16 protein-coding genes are annotated in these 19,259 nt (G+C 38.5%); 8 read left to right on the top strand and 8 right to left on the bottom strand.

Features of this window, described 5'->3' with window-relative positions:
* Window positions 1-60: 60 nt before the first annotated feature.
* The 5 genes from GJV03_RS13385 to GJV03_RS13405 all read left to right on the top strand — a co-directional run bounded on the left by GJV03_RS13385 (window position 61) and on the right by GJV03_RS13405 (window position 5,542).
* A complete protein-coding gene (locus GJV03_RS13385; RefSeq protein WP_154130281.1) occupies window positions 61-594 on the top strand; it encodes a fimbrial protein in 534 nt (177 codons plus the stop codon).
* 79 nt (window positions 595-673) lie between these two features.
* Window positions 674-1,402 carry a fimbria/pilus periplasmic chaperone gene (locus GJV03_RS13390; RefSeq protein WP_004722241.1) on the top strand — a complete coding sequence of 243 codons (729 nt, stop codon included), beginning with the start codon at window positions 674-676 and terminating at the stop codon, window positions 1,400-1,402.
* Between the two features lie 135 nt (window positions 1,403-1,537).
* The gene (locus GJV03_RS13395; protein WP_154130282.1) at window positions 1,538-4,111 is read left to right on the top strand and encodes a fimbria/pilus outer membrane usher protein; all 2,574 of its coding nucleotides are present in this window, start codon (window positions 1,538-1,540) and stop codon (window positions 4,109-4,111) included.
* Window positions 4,108-5,118 carry a fimbrial protein gene (locus GJV03_RS13400; RefSeq protein WP_154130283.1) on the top strand — a complete coding sequence of 337 codons (1,011 nt, stop codon included), beginning with the start codon at window positions 4,108-4,110 and terminating at the stop codon, window positions 5,116-5,118. The genes GJV03_RS13395 and GJV03_RS13400 overlap by 4 nt, the downstream gene beginning before the upstream one ends.
* A gap of 115 nt (window positions 5,119-5,233) precedes the next feature.
* On the top strand, window positions 5,234-5,542 hold the full coding sequence (locus tag GJV03_RS13405; protein ID WP_154130284.1) for a hypothetical protein: 309 nt from the start codon (window positions 5,234-5,236) through the stop codon (window positions 5,540-5,542).
* Between the two features lie 153 nt (window positions 5,543-5,695).
* On the opposite strand, the gene GJV03_RS13410 is transcribed toward GJV03_RS13405, so the two are convergent.
* On the bottom strand, window positions 5,696-6,616 hold the full coding sequence (locus GJV03_RS13410; protein ID WP_154130285.1) for a LysR family transcriptional regulator: 921 nt from the start codon (window positions 6,614-6,616) through the stop codon (window positions 5,696-5,698).
* A 96-nt stretch (window positions 6,617-6,712) separates the two neighbouring features.
* On the opposite strand from GJV03_RS13410, the gene GJV03_RS13415 reads away from it, so the two are divergent.
* The 3 genes from GJV03_RS13415 (at window position 6,713) to GJV03_RS13425 (ending at window position 11,205) form a co-directional block, all read left to right on the top strand.
* Complete coding sequence (locus tag GJV03_RS13415; RefSeq protein ID WP_354666862.1) at window positions 6,713-8,095, top strand: aspartate aminotransferase family protein; 1,383 nt, start codon at window positions 6,713-6,715, stop codon at window positions 8,093-8,095.
* A 53-nt stretch (window positions 8,096-8,148) separates the two neighbouring features.
* Complete coding sequence (locus GJV03_RS13420) at window positions 8,149-9,714, top strand: CoA-acylating methylmalonate-semialdehyde dehydrogenase (RefSeq protein WP_154130287.1); 1,566 nt, start codon at window positions 8,149-8,151, stop codon at window positions 9,712-9,714.
* Between the two features lie 99 nt (window positions 9,715-9,813).
* Window positions 9,814-11,205, top strand: coding sequence for an amino acid permease (locus tag GJV03_RS13425; protein WP_105713052.1), 1,392 nt, complete (start codon window positions 9,814-9,816; stop codon window positions 11,203-11,205).
* A 173-nt stretch (window positions 11,206-11,378) separates the two neighbouring features.
* Here the strand turns inward: GJV03_RS13425 and GJV03_RS13430 are convergent, their stop codons facing one another.
* The 7 genes from GJV03_RS13430 to fimA all read right to left on the bottom strand — a co-directional run bounded on the left by GJV03_RS13430 (window position 11,379) and on the right by fimA (window position 18,738).
* Window positions 11,379-12,473, bottom strand: coding sequence for an AraC family transcriptional regulator (locus GJV03_RS13430; protein WP_154130288.1), 1,095 nt, complete (start codon window positions 12,471-12,473; stop codon window positions 11,379-11,381).
* Window positions 12,474-12,723: 250 nt separating this feature from the next.
* Window positions 12,724-13,272, bottom strand: coding sequence for a fimbrial protein (locus GJV03_RS13435; protein WP_004722223.1), 549 nt, complete (start codon window positions 13,270-13,272; stop codon window positions 12,724-12,726).
* Between the two features lie 9 nt (window positions 13,273-13,281).
* Complete coding sequence (locus GJV03_RS13440) at window positions 13,282-14,292, bottom strand: fimbrial adhesin FimH (protein ID WP_004722221.1); 1,011 nt, start codon at window positions 14,290-14,292, stop codon at window positions 13,282-13,284.
* Window positions 14,293-14,303: 11 nt separating this feature from the next.
* Window positions 14,304-16,922 (bottom strand): outer membrane usher protein FimD, encoded by a 2,619-nt coding sequence (fimD, locus tag GJV03_RS13445; protein WP_154130289.1) that lies wholly within the window; start codon window positions 16,920-16,922, stop codon window positions 14,304-14,306.
* A gap of 5 nt (window positions 16,923-16,927) precedes the next feature.
* On the bottom strand, window positions 16,928-17,629 hold the full coding sequence (locus tag GJV03_RS13450; protein WP_004722216.1) for a fimbria/pilus periplasmic chaperone: 702 nt from the start codon (window positions 17,627-17,629) through the stop codon (window positions 16,928-16,930).
* A 19-nt stretch (window positions 17,630-17,648) separates the two neighbouring features.
* Entirely contained in the window at window positions 17,649-18,134 is a 486-nt protein-coding gene (locus tag GJV03_RS13455) for a hypothetical protein (protein ID WP_105713048.1), read from the bottom strand.
* A gap of 52 nt (window positions 18,135-18,186) precedes the next feature.
* Window positions 18,187-18,738 carry a type 1 fimbrial major subunit FimA gene (gene fimA, locus GJV03_RS13460; RefSeq protein ID WP_016539504.1) on the bottom strand — a complete coding sequence of 184 codons (552 nt, stop codon included), beginning with the start codon at window positions 18,736-18,738 and terminating at the stop codon, window positions 18,187-18,189.
* Window positions 18,739-19,259: the final 521 nt, after the last annotated feature.

Here is a 19,259-nt window from a genome sequence, read left to right on the forward strand (position 1 = left end):
GTGTGCATAATACCCATCGACCAAAACGAATCATTTTTTTGTCTGTATAGGATACTTGGTATGAAAAATATTTTTTTAGCAACATCAGTTTCAATTTTAGCAATGTCTAGCGCTTTCGCAGCAGATGGTACAATCACAATCAACGGTTTAGTAACTGACAAAACTTGTGATATCGTGACTCCACAAGGTAAAGATTTCACAGTAACGCTTCCAACAGTTTCTAAGCAAACTCTTGCTAAAACTGGTGATATCGCGGGCCGTACGCCATTCACAATCAACTTGGCTAACTGCTCTGAAGGCAAAGTTGCAACTTATTTTGAACCAGGTTCAACAGTTGATTTTGGTACTGGTCGTTTAAACAACACAGATGCAACTGGCGCGAAAAACGTTCAAGTTCAATTGTTAGGTTCAAATAACCAATTCATTCCTGTACTTGCTGCTGGTGCTTCTGGCACGCAAACTAACTCTCAATGGGTAGACGTTGCAGACAAAGGTGCAGCTGATCTTAATTACTATGCTGAATATTATGCAACTGATGCATCTGCTGCTGGTAAAGTAACAACGTCTGTTCAATATACTATTATCTATCAATAATTTTTTATTGAATGGTACGGAGCTAGGTTGTCTAGCAACCTAGCTCTTTTACTTTATTTTAGATATAGAGATAATCGTTATGTTCTTGAATCATTCCTTTCTTAAAAAAGGTTTACTCGCATTTTTAATTCCGTTTGGTGCAGCGAATGCTGAAATCATCATTCATGGTACTCGTGTTATCTATCCATCTGATGCACGTGAAATTACTTTACAGGTAAGTAATAACGGAAATAATCCTGCATTGGTTCAAGCATGGATTGATGAGGGAGATGCAAAATCTACTCCAGATCAATCGAAAGCGCCTTTTATGATTACACCGCCTATATCGCGTGTGGAAGCAAAAAAAGGGCAGTCTTTACGTATTACCAGTTTGCCGAATGCAAATGAGTTAAGTAAAACTCAAGAAACGCTATTTTGGTTAAATATTCTCGATATCCCACCAAAGCCTTCTGCGAAAGATCAGAATGTTGTACCAGATAACTTTTTACAACTTGCGATTCGATCGCGTATAAAGTTTTTTTATCGCCCAGCTGGACTTAAAGAAGATGTCGCTTTGGCACCTGAAAAATTACAGTGGAGCAATAACGGTACTCAGTTAACCGTAAAAAACCCAACACCATTTCATATTACCTTGACTTCTATTATGCAAGATCAATCAGGCAAACGCGTTGATTTGATTTCACAAGGTTTAATGTTGAAACCATTTTCTGATGGAACGGTGAGTTTAAAAAATTCCAATGTCGCTAAGATGACCTTTACCACAATCAATGATTATGGTGGTCGTGTAGAGCGAAATATTAAATTTTAATAGATTGATCAAGTCTTTAAATTTCTTCAATACAAGAAATTTAAAGCACCTTCGTAATGATGATTTAATCATTTCATTTATCTGAGAGTAAGCGAGTAAAAAAACCTATTCATTTGTTGATAGGCAGACTTCTTTATGCAAAAAAATGAACAAAGCTACAAGTGGATCAAGCGACATATCAGTTACTATGTGGCTTGTGGGGTTATTACGCTCAGCATTCCTGCTTTAGTTAATGCATCTGAAACTGACTTAAAAGAGGCTGAAAAGTCTCCGACTGCTGCAGAAGCAGAATTTGATTCGGCTTTTTTAATTGGCGATGCCAAAAAGATAGATGTAAATCGCTTTAAATATGGCAATCCTGTGTTACCAGGTGACTATAATGTGGATATTTATGTCAATGGTAACTGGTTTGGTAAACACCGTATGGTGTTTAAAGCAACTGAAAATAATCAAAATGCTTTTACCTGCTTTAGCTCAAACCAATTATTAGAATATGGCGTTAAAGCAGAGGTGTTAAAAAAAGGCGAAAGCTTTGCTTTGACAGGTTGTCAGAAAATCGAACAGTGGGTTGAAGATTCTTTTTATGAATTTGATACTTCACGCTTACGTGTCGATATTTCGATTCCGCAAGTTGCGATGCAAAAAAATGCGCAAGGCTATGTCGACCCAAGTGTTTGGGATCGTGGGATCAATGCTGCATTTCTTTCTTATAATGCCAGTGCATATAAAACATTTAATAAAATCCAAGGTGGGGAAGAAACCACAAATGCGTTTACTTCGGTAACCGCTGGTGCAAATTTGGCAGGTTGGCAATTGCGCCATAATGGTCAATGGCAATGGCAAGACCGCACGACTACAGATAATCAATCTAAATCGAGTTATGATGCGATTAGCACCTATGTACAACGCGCTTTCCCGCAATACCGTGGCGTGTTGACTTTAGGTGAAAGCTTTACCGATGGTGAAATCTTTGATTCATTTGGCTATCGTGGTTTCGATTTTTCTAGTGATGACCGCATGTTACCCAACAGTATGATTGGTTATGCACCCCGTATTCGCGGAAATGCAAAAACCAATGCTAAGGTTGAAGTACGTCAGCAAGGTCAATTGATTTATCAAACAACCGTTGCACCGGGGAGTTTTGAAATCAATGACCTTTATCCGACAGGGTTTGGTGGTGAACTCGAAGTTTCTATTTTAGAAGCCAATGGTGAGATTCAACGCTATTCAATTCCTTACGCCTCTGTTGTACAAATGCTACGTCCAGGAATGAGCCGTTATTCTGTGTCAATGGGTCAATTCCGCGATAAAGATATAGATCTAGATCCTTTTATTGTACAAGGGAAGTATCAACGCGGTATTAATAACTCGATCACGGCTTATGGTGGTGTGCAGTTCTCAGAAGACTATTCAGCAGTGACATTGGGCAGTGCTTTTGCAACACCGATTGGTGCAATTGCTCTCGATGTGACGCATTCACAAGCAGATTTTGAACGTCGTAAAAGTGAAAGTGGGCAAAGTTTCCGAATTAGCTATAGTAAATTAATTACCCCAACAGATACCAATTTGACTTTGGCTGCATATCGCTATTCTACAGAAAACTTTTACAAGTTACGTGATGCGATATTGGTACAAGACCTCGACAATAAAGGTATTAGTTCAGCTCATGTAGGTAAACAGCGCAGTGAATTTCAGATCACCCTGAATCAGGGTTTACCACGTGATTTTGGCAACATTTATGCAACAGGTTCGTGGGTAGATTACTGGAATCGTCAGGAAACAACCCGTCAATATCAAGTCGGTTATAGCAACAGCTATCGTGGTTTGACTTATGGTTTGTCGGCAATTAAACGTATTGTTGAAAACAATGCCACAAGTATCAGCAATAGTGATACTGAGTATATGCTGACCATGTCCTTACCACTTTCATTTAAGAAAAGCTCAGCGAACCTTAACTCGATTATGACACAAGATAATGCGACTGTCGGTGTGAGCGGCGTTGTTGGCGATCGTTTTAACTATGGTACATCTGTATCGACACGCTATGGTGATAATCCAAGCGCCAATTTAAATGCTCAGTATCGCACCAACTACGCGACTGTTGGCGGATCATTCAGTGCGGCTGACGGTTATCAACAAGCAATGTTAACTGCACGTGGTAATATTGTTGCTCATCCTGAAGGTGTCTTGTTTGGACCAGATCAGGGGCAAACCATGGTCTTGGTGTATGCACCTGAAGCTGCCGGTGCTAAAGTGAATAATGCGACAGGTTTAAGTATTAATAAATCTGGTTATGCGGTGATTCCATATGTAACACCATATCGTTTAAATGACATTACCCTTGACCCTCAAGGCATGTCGACAGATGTAGAGTTAGATGGTACAAGTCAGCGTATCGCACCCTATGCAGGTTCAATTTCACAAGTGAGTTTTGCGACGAAAATTGGTAAAGCAATTTATATTCGTAGTAAAAAACAAAATGGTGAAACTTTACCTTTTGCGGCAGAAGTATTTGATACAAAAGGTGAAAATATTGGAATGGTTGCTCAAGGGAGTATGGTTTATTTAAGAACCAATACTACAGCAGACTCAGTTACAGTGAAATGGGGCGAAAATGCTAACGAGCAATGCCACATTCAATATGATGTTTCTGCGCAAGCAGCAGACAAAAAGCAAAATATGATTATGGCGGAAGGTGTATGTCAATGAACGGTAAAGTTTTAAATCGTATTCTCTTGCTCATTGCTGGGACTGTGAGTTCAGGGACATATGCTGCATGTATACCAGATCGTGGTTTTTCTACTGTTGATGTGAGCATGTCTGTTGGTCGTGTTGTAGTGAGACCAAGTGATCCTGTCGGAAAGGTTTTACGCAAAGCCTCTTTTCCAATTAGACCCAATGGTTCGACGTATAGTTGTGGTAGTTATGGCACACTTGGCGCTGTTTTAACTCAAAACTATTCACTTAGTCCTATCGGTAATTCGGTTTATAACACCAATATTGATGGAATTGGTATTCGCTTATACCGAGAAGCGCCAACAGCTCCTGGTTTTGCCGATTATTATCCTTACACACGAAGTGCGAGTGGCAGACGTGTTCTGGCAGAAGGTTTTTTTATTGTTGAAATTGTTAAAACGGCGACATCAACAGGATCTGGTGCACTAGTTCCAGGCACATATAGTAGTTACCGTTCCGGCGAACGTCAAAGCCCACCTTGGTTAACCAGTACGGTATATGGGAATGCAATTACTATTGCGTCTTCTTCATGTGAAATATTGGGAAATATTAATAAAACTGTGACGTTGCCAACTGTAAATAAGGTTGATTTTAAAGGTGTGGGTTCAACTCAAGGTGAGCAAGCCTTTGATCTCAATATTTTGTGTAATGGCGGTAAAAACCCTAGCGGTTATGAAGAAAGTAATAAAATCAGCCTAAGCTTTGATTATGATGCTGTGAGTAGTAGTACTCAAAATGTACTTGCAAATACGAATACCGCAGGAAGCAGTGCATCAGGTGTTGGCGTACAATTGCTTTCACAATATAAAAATTCTAATAAAGTGATTGCTAAAAATGACAAGCTGGAATTAGGTACGTTAAAGTCAAATGATAATATTCAATACAATGTGCCAATGACTGCGCGTTACTATCAGACTGCAACCAAAGTGATGCCCGGAAAAGTCCGAGCTATGGCAACCGTCACAATTGAATATGATTAATTGACGTAAATCATATTTTTTAAAATTATTTTTTTATTTATTGCTTGGAAAATCTTGTATTAATAATAAGGTTATGTAATTAATTAACTACACCATTTCTTTAGAGGGGAATGAGATGGAGTTAAATAAAAAACTATCCTTTTTATTAATAACATTTACAACGATATCGAGTTTAAGTTTAGCTACTTATGCAGAGGAGATTCATTTTCAAGGGCAGATTGTAGAATTTACATGTGAAAAGGATTCTAATAATTCTAATTGCAAAGCGATTGATAATACGATTGATGTGTTGAGAAAAACCACAACAATAGATAGCTTTAATTTCAATAGCTTAGTTGATAAAAAAGCCAATAGTATGGCGCATTTAAAAATTCAAGATTTGGAAAGTGATCAGCATAAAATATTGGTGGTAGATTATTATTAAATCAATTAAGCTATGCAATATATTGTTGATATAGCATAAATTAAATAATATTCTGCGTAGTAAGTTAAAATATAATCTGATTATTTTAGTCGGATTATATCTTAACTCGTATTAAAAATAACCAAATTTTAAAATGTTTTAAATGGTTGTATATTATTTTATCGGTTGAACGGTTTTCTTTAATATATCCATAAAGGTTTTTAAGATAATATTGTAATTTTTCCCTTTATGTGTAATCAGGCATATCGGCGTACTGTAATGCATCATCTCTTGTAAAATGGGTTGCATCAAACCATCTTGAACCCATTTTTTCGCATAATGATCGGGTAAAAAACCCATAAATTTTCCTGAAAGAATCAGAAATGCGATACCTTCTCGGTCACTCGCTGTCGCTGAACAGTTTAACAGTTGATGTAACTTCATTGCATCAGGGGTAATGGCATAATTCGGAAGAACTGTATTGCATCGTTTTAAGTCATCTAAACTTATTTCACCTAAATGCTGAAAGAGCGGGTGGTTTTGTCCACAATAGAGTGAAGACTCTTCGTTATATAAATGAAAATAATCTAGACCTGACAATGGACTTACCAAAGGAATCGCCCCAGCGTGTAAGCGATTGTCCAAAACACGACACTCAATATCTGACAGTGTGCTCATACTAATATTAATAACCACCTCAGTATTTTCTTCCGCAAGCTGTGCCAATGTGTTGGTGATATAAGCACTGGGCATCGTGACTAAGTTATTAATAATCCCAATATTAAATTCACCTTTGAGCTGATTATGCATTTGATTGATTTTGGCACGAAAGTCCTCTATCGAAGCGGTCAGTACCTCAATATATTCTAAAACTTCCCGACCTTCATCGGTGATGGAAAAGCCTGCTCGACCGCGCTGACAGAGGCGAATCCCTAAGCGATTTTCCAGATCACTCATATGTAAACTAATCGCAGAACGACTAATCCCAAGGATACTTTCGGCAGCAGTGAAGCTGTGACAATCACAGACTGTTTTAAATATTTTAAGTAACTTTATATCAAAATCAGTGACTTGGTTTAATTTTTTAGGTTTCATTTAGTTTTGCTTTTTTATATCTAAACTCAAGATATTTTGAATTTATCAAAACTATCGCGCTTTGTACACTCAAGAGATAACCACAAAACAAGAAGAGTGCTTATGTTTGATATCGATACATCAAATGACCGCGATGACGCATTGGAAGCCAGTCAGTCAAATGTGCAGATGAACTTAAATTATCAAGCCCATTGGATGCCATTTTCTGCAAATCGTAATTTCCATAAAGATCCGCGTATGATCGTGGGTGCTAAAGGATCGTATTTAATTGACAGTACTGGGCGTGAGATTTATGACTCATTGTCAGGGCTATGGACGTGTGGTGCAGGGCATACACGGCCTGAAATCCAACAGGCTGTGAGTAAGCAATTGGCAAAATTAGATTATTCACCTGCATTCCAATTTGGACATCCTTTATCTTTTCAATTGGCTGAAAAAATTGTTCAGCTGATGCCTGAAAAACTGCAACACGTATTTTTTACCGACTCAGGTTCAGAATCTGCGGATACTGCGATCAAGATGGCTCGTGCATATTGGCGTATTCAAGGCAAACCAAGCAAAACCAAATTGATTGGGCGGGCGCGTGGCTATCACGGTGTAAACGTGGCGGGGACCAGTCTAGGCGGTATTGGCGGAAATCGTAAAATGTTTGGTCAATTGATGGATGTGGATCATTTGCCTCATACCTTACAGGCGCATTTAAGTTTTAGCAAAGGCTGTGCTGAGACGGGTGGGGTTGAGCTGGCAGATGAAATGCTCAAGCTGATTGAATTACATGATGCTTCTAATATTGCAGCAGTGATTGTAGAGCCTATTTCAGGTTCAGCAGGCTGTATCGTGCCACCAGTTGGTTATTTACAACGCTTGAGAGAAATTTGTGACCAACACGATATTTTACTGATTTTTGATGAGGTGATTACTGGCTTTGGGCGTATCGGTAAATGGACTGCGGCAGAATATTTTGGGGTTACACCAGACCTTTTGACCTTTGCTAAACAGATTACCAATGGCGCAATTCCGTTAGGTGGGGTGGTGGCAAGCCGTGAAATTTACAATGCATTTATGCAGCAAGACCTACCTGAACATGCGATTGAATTCACCCATGGCTATACCTATTCGGCCCATCCTGTTGCCTGTGCCGCTGCTCTAGCAACGCTGAATGTACTTGAACAAGAAAATTTAATTTCTCAATCTGCTGACTTAGCACCAAGTTTTGAAAAGCTTGTCCATGAATTAAAAGGTTCCCCCCATATTGTCGACATCCGTAACTGCGGATTGATTGGTGCGTTGCAATTGGCACCGCGTGATGGTGATGCCACGATTCGAGGTTTTGAAATTGGAATGAAGCTGTGGAAAGCAGGTTTCTATGTGCGTTTTGGCGGCGATACCCTTCAGTTTGGCCCAATGTTTAACACCACAGAAGCACAATTAACCCGTTTAATGAATGCTGTAGGCGAGGCACTTTATCAAGTGAAATAAATAGGATGAGTCCCTAAGCAAATAAACACGGAACAAATAGACAAGGAAAGGTAATGAACAATTTAGAAAATTTTAGTGGTGGCGAGTTGTCTAATACTGAGACAGCTGAAGCAGTACAACCGATCACGCTGGTTGGGCATTTTATTCAAGGGGGACTTGTAACCAAGACCTCAAGAACACAAGCTGTATACCATCCAGCAACAGGCAAGATCAGCAAAGAAGTTGCGCTTGCCGATACTGCATTGGTCAATCAGGTGGTTCAAATTGCACAACAGGCTTTTCCAGCATGGCGTGATACCCCTGTGATTAAACGTGCACGAGTGATGTTTAAGTTTAAACAACTGCTAGAAGAGAATGCTGAAAAACTTTGTGAGTTGATTGGACAAGAACATGGAAAAATTTGTCATGATGCACAGGGCGAGTTACAACGCGGAATTGAAAATGTTGAGTATGCATGTGGTGCACCTGAGTTTTTAAAAGGTGAATACTCAAAAAATGTTGGCCCAGATATTGATTCATGGAGCGAATTTCAACCTTTAGGCGTGGTTGCTGGGATTACACCATTTAATTTTCCAGCAATGGTCCCATTGTGGATGTTTCCAATGGCGATTGTTTGTGGGAACTGCTTTATTTTAAAACCCTCTGAAAAAACCCCATCAGCAGCATTATATTTGGCGGAATTACTTAAACAGGCTGGTTTACCCGATGGTGTGTTTAACGTCATCAATGGTGATAAACAAGCAGTGGATGCCTTATTACATCATCCAAACATTCAAGCGATCAGCTTTGTTGGTTCAACCCCGATTGCTGAATATATTTATCGCACAGCAACCTCGGCAGGCAAACGCTGTCAGGCCTTAGGTGGGGCAAAAAATCATGCCATTATCATGCCTGATGCAGATATCGATAATGTGGTGAACTCATTATTAGGTGCAGCTTTTGGCTCATCTGGTGAACGCTGTATGGCTTTGTCTGTTGCAGTGGCAATTGGCGATGAAATTGCTGATCTGGTGATTGAAAAACTTAGCCAAGAAATGCAACAACTCAAGTTTGGTCATTATGCAAATCAACAAAATGACTTTGGACCGCTCATTTCTCAAGCACATAAAGATAAAGTTCAAGCTTTTATCCAAAGTGCTGAACAGCAAGGTGCTAAAATCGTTGTCGATGGTCGTGATGCCAAACCTATCGGCTATGAAACTGGATTTTTTGTTGGCCCGACGCTAATTGATCAGGTTTCATCAGACATGACCAGTTATCAGCAAGAAATTTTTGGTCCTGTTTTACAGGTGATTCGTGTAGAAACCATGCAACAAGCGATGCAGTTAATCAATGATCATGAGTATGGAAATGGTACCTGTATTTATACCCGTGATGGGGAAGCCGCACGCTATTTTACCCATCATATCCAAGTGGGAATGGTCGGTGTAAATGTGCCATTGCCCGTACCTGTTGCATATCATAGTTTTGGTGGCTGGAAGCGTTCGTTATTTGGTGACTTGTATGCTTATGGGCCAGATGGAGTACGTTTTTATACGCGCCGTAAAACCATTACCCAACGTTGGCCATCTACACACGTTCGTGAAGCCAAGCAGTTTTCAATGCCCACTTTAGATTAATTTTTGCTGTATAGAGGGAAGGTCATCGATTTTCTCTCTTTTGAATAAGGATTTAATAATGTAAATCACGATTTTAAAAGTATTTTTAAGGAATAAAATATGAATGGTGTTAAAACAACAAAATTAGGTGAAGGACTTTCCAACCGACATATCACGATGATTAGTATCGGTGGCGTTATTGGTGCAGGTTTATTTGTCGGCTCTTCAGCTGCAATTGCCAAAGCAGGTCCTGCGGCTGTACTGGCTTATATTATTACCAGTATTATCGTTTTTCTGGTGATGCGTATGCTCGGTGAAATGGCCGTTGCACAACCAGATACAGGTTCATTTTCTACCTATGCGCGTAAAGCAATTGGGCCTTGGGCAGGCTTTACTGTGGGCTGGTTGTATTGGTGGTTTTGGGTTTTAGTGATTCCCATCGAAGCAATTGCTGGTGCTGAAATTTTACATGCGTGGTTTCCTCAAGTTTCCAGTGCTATTTATGCTTTTGCTTTTATTATTTTACTCAGTTTAGCCAATTTCTTTAGTACTAAAAGTTTTGGTGAGTTTGAGTTTTGGTTTGCTTTAATTAAAGTGGTTGCGATACTGCTGTTTATTGTGATTGGTGCATCGGCTGTATTTGGGCTTTGGCCTTTGGCGCGCGATGTCAGTGGTGTGGGGCATTTATTTTCAAATGGCGGTTTTATGCCGCATGGTATGGGTGGCGTTCTTTCGGCTATTTTAATTTCGGCGTTTTCATTTTTTGGTGTTGAAATTCTGTCGATTGCAGCGGCAGAGTCTAAAAATCCACAAGAGAAAATTAAACGTGCCACCAATTTAGTGCTGTATCGTATTATTTTATTCTTTGTTGTTTCGATTTTTCTAGCAGTGGCTTTAGTCGATTGGCGTTCGCCTGATTTACAAAAATTAGGGACATTTCAGTATGTCTTGGTCAGCCTCAATGTGCCGCAAACCAAATTGATTATGGACATGGTGGTGTTTATCGCGGTGGCAAGTTGTATGAATGCGGCTGTATATACCTCTTCACGGATGCTGTTTGCATTGGGTGCACGTCAAGAAGCGCCGAAAGTTGTGACTAAAATTAATGATGCAGGTGTACCAACGATCGCAGTGTTTGCTTCAACCTTTGTTGGACTGATTTGTTGCGCCGTGAATTATATGTTCCCAGGGCAAGTTTTTGGATTTTTACTTTCAACAACGGGTTCAATTGCCTTGGTGGTTTATTTAGTCATTGCTGTGTCACAACTACGCTCAAGAGCTAAACTGGAAAGAATAGGCGCTCAAGTGACCTTTAAAATGTGGTTATTTCCTTGGCTGACGTGGTTTGTCATCGTGGTGATTATGAGTGTATTGGGCTATATGTTTTTATCGCCTCAATATAGTTATGAAACGACTTTGTCCTTAGGGGTAACTTCCATTGTGGTGATTTGTGGTCTGATGGTGACACGCAAGAATAAAACCGCGAAGCGTATGGCCGTCCATTTGGATTAAATCATCATTGAACAGCTCAGAACAAGCAGCAAACTTTGTAGGTTAAGGGTAAAACCAACACTACAAAGTTTGTTTTTTATGTTGGGCTTTTGCTTTCATCATGCCAGTCTATAAAAAGAAAACAATAACTTAAGTTGGATGTTCTAGGTTATTTGAGCGAGATTTGGCTTATTTTAGCTGAGTTGAACATCATGTGTACTGAGCTCAGTTTCAAAGCTTTCATTTACAGTATGCTTTTCATTTACATCTAATTTTTTATTGATATTTTGCTTTCTCCACGTAGAAGGAGAAACGCCGTTCCAAGCTTTAAAAGCACGATTAAATGAGGTTTGGTCCTTATAGGCAAGTAAAAAGGCAACTTTTGTGATGGATAAGTTTTGATTTTGGAGATATTTCTTGGCTAGATTTTGACGAATATTACTGAGGATTTCTTTAAATGAAAGGTCTCTATTTTTTAAATATTTTTGTAGTGCTCTCGCAGAAATATTTAATGATTTGGCAATAGAGTGAATTTGCACATTATTATTTTCAAGTGCTTGTAGCATACTCAGATTAACCAATTCTAAGAAAGAATCCTCCTGAGGCATTTTACTGAGTAATATGTTGGCATGATTCAACAATATTTCTAAAAGAATAGGGTCATAATATTTTAATTTGGTTTCCAATAGAGAATTCGGTATGACAATCCGAGTTTGCTTTGTATTAAATTTAATCGGGCAATTGAACAGTTGTTGGTATTTTTTTGTGTCATTGGGTTTGGGTATGGCAAGTTCTAGACAATGAAAAACACTTGCATCTGAATCGGTCAGTTGTTGTAAGTGGTGAAAAAGGCTAGACACTTGTATTTCTTCAACGATGGTGGTTTCTTCTAGATATAAACCCACTTGTAAATATGCAGGTTTATCCCATGAGATTGAAAAGTGGTTTTCCTCAATAAGCACTTTTTTGGGAATATAATTAAACCAAAGCTTTTCGTATTGAGACAGTATTTCAATATAATCAAATAATGTATCACTCGACTGAGCCATATAAGCCACGATGCCGATATGTTTGGGCTGAACCAAAGCACCGATGTCTAATCCAATACCCACTTTGGGATATTGTTTGTTGATTTGTTTTATTCTTTTGAGCCATTCGCCAAACGGTAGCTGATCATTGAGTGGATATTCAGCATCGCTTGAAACATCTAAGCCTTTTTTTTTACAGAAATCGTCTAATAAAAGTGCCATTCCTTTATTAACACTTTTTATTTTAAAAAAAGTTTTCATGAATTCTCCCAATATTCATTCGATGTTTCTGTGTATTTATTTTTTATTTAAAGTAATCAAAGATTTGTCGTTATGTGTGAGGTCTTCATTTTTCTTTAAAGCAATGTGGAAATTTGAATGATGAAAATAGATAAAGTCCTCCGCTATTTTTTATGCCATTCAAATGAAAAGGATGAGTTCCTAACCCTGTGCTTTAAAAAGTTTGAATACTCAATCGTATTAACCGTCAATAATAAATCGTGATATATGCTCAATCATATTGAATAGAAAACTGAGCATTTGCATTTGCAATCCCTGCGAGGGCTTGTGCTTTGGTCACGATATAATTTGCATAAAAGAGTGCCGAAACATTGCCATTGATGTCTGTGCTAAAAGCTTCGCTTTTCTTGCCTAAAGGCAATCTTTTTTTATCTTGATCTCGGATTTCTATGGCAATATTTTCAGCTTTATTGGCTAAGGCATCGAGCGCTAAAAGTTCAGCATTTTCGTTATTTCGAGGCCCTTCAAAAGTGATGGTCACAGATCCATTCGGGGGACAGTTACTCATCTCAAAATGAATCGGGGTTGGTTTTGATTGACTACCGATATTAGGTAAGTCTTTGCTTGCAACGCTTCCAAGCTGAATATATTTATCCTGTTCAGAACTTAATACGCCACAGGTTGCTGTCGTCACGATTCCTGAAAGCTCAATATTCACCCGACCTAGCTCTACATTGGTATTTTGAGCATGAGAGAGCTGATGAATATTTAAACAACATATTATTGTGGCAGCAGCCATATATCTTGCTCTATTTTTCATTGTTGTCTCCTAATCAAAATCCACTCTGAGATATCCTCTAGACTTAAACGGACCAATTTCTGGTTTATTTCCAGTGATACTGACGGGCCAAGCTTTGATGGTCACATTTGCTGGCTGTTGTTTAAGATTAAATGGAATCACACTATTGATATTATTGGGCAACAACACATTGTCATTTTGATCTGACATCTTAAAGCCAATATCTGGATTATCTGAGATCATCATATCTCCAGTGGCTTTTTCAGCCTCAAGCCGAAGTGTCAGCATTGCTTGGGCATCAATATTGGTACATTGAATCGCTAAGGTATGACTCTGTTTATTGACATTGTTGGGTTTATTGCCAGGACCCGCCTGACTAAAGGCATAGGCTGGGATTTCCCCAAACTTAATTTCTAAAAAGTCACCTGTGCCAATTTTGCAGCTTTGTGGAACCGAAATAGAACCGCTGTAACTGATCTTATAAACAGGGATACTTAATGGATCTGCTGAACCCGTTGTCACATAAACGGTAAACATGGTTTTTTTCGGGATAGGCACAAAATCAATAAAGGGTTTAATCACCTTGAGGCGGAAGGTAAAGTTTGAATCCCAAATACCAAAGGGTTGGCCTTTACTTACATTGGGATCTGTACCCATCTGTACATAATTTGCAGGAGGATAAAAATCCCCCGCAAAGCTATCGGTAATTTTCATGGCACCGACCAGATAGTCGTTGATCGGTAAGTATTTATATCGATCAATCGTTTCTATCACAGAGAGGTCGGAAACATAACTACGCATGGTTCTATTTCGACTAATATTGGAATTATGAGCCGGGCAAGTTCCATAAACTTGCGAAGAAAAATTCTTTTTAAGCTCTACAATTTTACCTACAGCATTATTCGAGCTGCTGAAACTATTGGATAGATCATAAAAAACGTCATCCACCACACCATTCCCTTTACTGTTCCAACAGACAACTGCAAAAGATTGGGCTGAAGCAAGCAGCAACATACTGGAAATTAAAAGCTTAAATTTCATATGATCTCTCCTTATTGACATTCAAGATCAAATTGAATAACGGGTTTGCTGAGGTCCATGTCTGAAATATCGTAGTTTGCCAAACATTTTCCTTCAGCAGATTCGCCCCAATTCACTTCCAGAGTACCTTTGAGCGGAAGCCCAGTTAAATAAACCCGGCCATCGTCTGCAACGATGCTGGTGGCTGAACTTTCCTTTTCGATCACACTACTTGCATACGGTATAAACTTGCCGTTATGGGATAAGGTGATGAGTGCTCGTACACCTAAACTGGTGTTAAACGTTGCTCTGGCAATTGCCCCTTTGATTGGGACGACATTTTCAACGTTATTGCTGATTTCGAGATTATTACTGAAAGTATTTGAATTGAGTGCAACACGATTGGCACGATACTCAGTGGCATAAGGAACGATGGCATATCCACGCCAATCGGTTTTAACGCCGGTATAGTTTTCGATATTTACACCTTTGGCGCCGGGTGCTTTAACCAAAATTGAGGTGCTACCTAAAGGCTGACCAAAGGTAATACCATCACGGTGCGCTAAAATACCGCCAGATGCGTTATAGGTAAATTGATTTGAGTTCTTTTCGTAGCTATAACCTGCACCTATCGTACCGTAACTACCATTGTAATTTAGGCTGACTGAACCAATATCACCTTGCTTACTGACTTGTCCCTGATTGATGCTATAACTTAAATTACGATCTTTCAGTAAAGTGCCACTTAAACCTGCCATATAGGACTCATTACCATTTGAATTTTGTGTGGTCGAAAAAGTGCTATATGCATTTTGGATTGGATGATTACGGAAATTCGCTTTCGGCCATAACTTATCCAAGGGGAAGGACAGATTCATGGCATACATGGTGTCACTTTGATTAATCTCAGAATATTTGTTACGGCTGACTGAGAATGAATAATTCAGTGCTTTCCATGAGTTTGCATAACCCGCTTGAACCCATTCATTTTTTTTGTTGGTATCCCAATAGGTTTGCTGATTGCCTGAGACAAATAAAGAACCATAGTTTCCAAGTGAATGCGAGATATTGACTTCAAAGCGACCTTTTTTAGAATTATATAAGTTGTAGTAATCCGTAATGATTGGTGTATTGGCTTGATTTCCGTCTTGAGTTTCGGAAATGTGATAACCACTCATACGATTATAAGCAACATCATTTAAGGTATAGAAACCTTTGGTCGAATATCGATAGCCCAATAACTGGAAAGTTGTTCCAGAGCTTAATAATGATTTTGAATATAAAAAGCGCAAAGACTGTCCACTGCTCGAGGATTGATCTGCCAACTCACTGTCCGCATGGGTAAGGTCAAAAGACAAAGCCCCATAATCTCCTAGGTTGGCGCCTAGACCCACCAATGCACTCTTATATTTATCTGACAATTGCGTCCCAGCATAAACGGAAATACCATTTTTTAAACCGTGAATTGCAGTTGCCTGTAACAAGGACGGATTATCTTGAGAATCCAATCCACTACGGTACTCACCAATCACCAGACTGTATTTTGTGCGTCCTTCACGTTGTAAAACAGGAAGGCTTGAATAGGGAACTTGAAAGCTTTGAATCGAACCGTCATTTTCTTCAATCGTAACCAAAAGGTCACCGCTGATTGAGGTTGGATTTAAATCTTGGATAAGGAATGGTCCGGGTGCGACATTTACCTGATGGATCACAAAACCATTTTGTTTAATCACCACTTTTGCATTGGTTTTTGCAACCCCACGAACGGTAGGCGCATAGCCTTGCTGACTGTCAGGATACATTGCCTCAGAAGTCGACAAATGTGCGCCACGGAAACCAAAGCTGTCAAAAATTTCGCTACTTGTTGAACCGTCACCAATTACCAGCTGGCTTTTTAAAGGAATAATGGTTTTTTGTACATAGGTATTTAAATTATTCCATTGATTTGTGGTTTTACCGTTGTGTGAATTGGCGTTAAAACTGCCTGAATGTCGGAACTGCCATGAGCCAATATTGAGTCCATTATCCAGACGTAAAAATAAACTGTTGGTATCTGTTTTAGAGTTGTCATAACCCGAAATATTATAGTTGGTATAAAAGCCGTTGATCCCTTCATCCCATTGATCGGGTGGAATATAGCCGCGAATTTGGTTGCGTAAAGAAGCTTGCGGCAAGCTGATCAATAATTTTTGTTTATCAAATTGAAAGTGGCTGTTTGCACCTTCAATAATTGAAATAAAATCCACACATTGTGGGTTTGAGCTAGACAATTGCTCGTATTGGGCAATATTGACTCCAAATCCTTGCAATGTTTTGCTGTCTAAACACGGAAATAAACCGGTCGTATCTTGAATGCCTGATTTTTCAATAAAATTGATGTCGCGGGTAAACGCATATTGATCGTTGACATACACATCAACCCGGTAAACACCAGGCAATTGATGGGTCGATTTCTCAAATCTGCTCAAATCAGAAATTTGTGAATTGGATAAGTTATCTGTTAAAAATGCAGGGTTAAACACCTGTTCTGCATGACTGGTTCTTGGGACTACGATTGAAATCAGCATAGTCACTGCGATACCCACTGGATATCGCTTGATATTTCTCCTTACGCATACAACACTGTATGGCATTGAAAATAGACTATTCATAATTATTACTTCAGTTCTAAATCAACTTTGGCCGTTAAACCACCGTAATCATTGACCGTTTGATAACTCAGCTTATTGCCTGAAGTTGCTGAAATTTTTGTTTGGGCAAATGGACTTGCCATCACATTTGGCACTTTTTGGTTATCAACAAAAACGTTCACAAAAGAAACATGATATGGAGATGGATTATTCACCATGATTCCTTCTGCTGATTTTGAAAACTTAAGTGTTTCTAATGCGGCTTCAGGTTTAGTTTTTAGATTTATCGGTCTTACAAACAGTTTGATTCGAGATAAAACAGCAAGTTGTAAAATATTCTTGTCAATCAAAGTCGATTTATCAATCGAAGGAATTGCTTTGACATTGACCCAAAATACCGACTCTCTATCTTGTGGTAAGTTGGTGGCAACATTGACAATTCTTAATGTATTTTCGCTATTTGCTTCTGCGACAAATAAGGGAGGAGTAATCAGAAAATCTTTTGATTTTTCATCTAGATTATTTTCAATCCACGAGTTAATTAAAAAGCGTTCTTTATTGTTGCTGTTGACAATCGCTAATGAAACTTGCTTGGCATCGGTTGGGTAAATAACACGAGTTGCCCCAAGTGATATACCCCCAATAATATTGTTATTGGCTAAGCTGGTGGATGCTAAGCAGGCTAAGGTTATACTAAGAACACCATTTTTAAATAAGTTCAGTTTCATATAAGTCCTTAGAATTCATTTATGGATAAAAAACAGAAATTAAAATATTCGATGCTTGAGCGGATGGCTTTTCTGAGGTTTGGTTGAGGAGAATACCAATCCTATTTTTAGCGAAACTGTCATAACGTTCAGGTCGATCAATTTGTCGAATAAATTTCTGATCCAGACGGGTCTGTTCAAAATCTTGAATGTTTAATTCTTTATTAATATCAAAATCATTTCTTGCTTTTGGATCTGTATAAAACATCTCATGGGTTGGCTTATTTTGTTCAGATAGACCAATGGCGAGATTGTCGTAGATGCTTACAGGGCATAATGAAAAATTGATTTGAATTGGAGAATTGGGAGTTTTAATAGATACAGCAGCATTATTCTCAATCAAGATTGAGCAGCTTTGATTTATCAAAACTCCCTGAAAATGAGCTCTTCCACCAAATACATAACTTTCTGCGTAAATATGAGTACTTACTAATATTCCAACAATCAGGGTTATATACTTTTTCATGGTAAATAAGCTCATGTAATCAAATATTTAATAATTATCTTAAGTAGATAAATTATTCATATTTCACTACAAAAGTTGCATCAGCATTTGCTTGACCTGGTGTAGATGCACCAGTCGCTACATAACGAGCGCTGAATTGAAGTGTGTTATCACCAGTGATCAATGTTTTAGGTGTAGAGAAACTAGCACCAGTAACACCTAAGATTTTTGAAGTGTCATCAGCAATCTCAATCCCTACATTTGTTGCAGCAGTAGAGTTTGTACCACCAGCAGCAACTGAAAGTAAGTTTGCATTAGACGTTACAGACTGGCCATAAAATGCAACAGCAGCAGTTGCTTGAACTGTTGGATCACAGTCAACAAGTTTGATTTGGAACGGTACTGGAGTTGTTTTATCGCCAGCAACAGCTAAACGTGCAGTACGGTATTGACCTAAATCAACAGTTTGATTTGAAGATTCTGTACTTACAGCACATGCTGCATTTACGATTTCACCAGTAAAATGTACTGTTCCACCGTTAACAGTTACAGGATCAGCAGCGAAAGCTGAAACAGAAAGCGTTAAAGCAGATAATGTTGCAGTACTTAATAGAGCTAATTTCATAGTAAAACCCATTCATTTTAGAAGGTTGATTTTTAATATTTATTTAAAATCATTTTTTATGATTTCAATAAATTACACTTAGTCGCACTGTTTAATAAAATAGTAATGTACTTAAATAAATGCAGGGTTATAGTGACGTACATCACAATAGATAACTTTGTATTTTGTGCATAATTAATTTGTATTTGACGCCCTTATCATTTTTTATGAAAAGTATATGAATTAATGTGATTAGTTGGGTGCTTGTTTTTAGCTGTGCTGTGTACAGTGTTGTTGCTTATTATTGATATAAGTGAGTACGGGTTTTTGATCAAAAATGCTCATTGAATGAGTAGATCTAAGCTGAGTTTGATAAAAATTCTTGATGAAAAAGGATATTCGGAAATGTCATCTGCAACTGTCTGAGGTAGGCTGATTCTGGAATTGAATAAAATTCAGCAAGACTCCGTCAAGATCATTGTTTTTTAATAGAGTTTTGCAAATGAAGCTTTGGAGTGATTTCTAAATGTAGTTAAGCTTTA

This window comes from Acinetobacter sp. RIT698, from assembly GCF_009668065.1.
GTDB lineage: Bacteria > Pseudomonadota > Gammaproteobacteria > Pseudomonadales > Moraxellaceae > Acinetobacter > Acinetobacter guillouiae.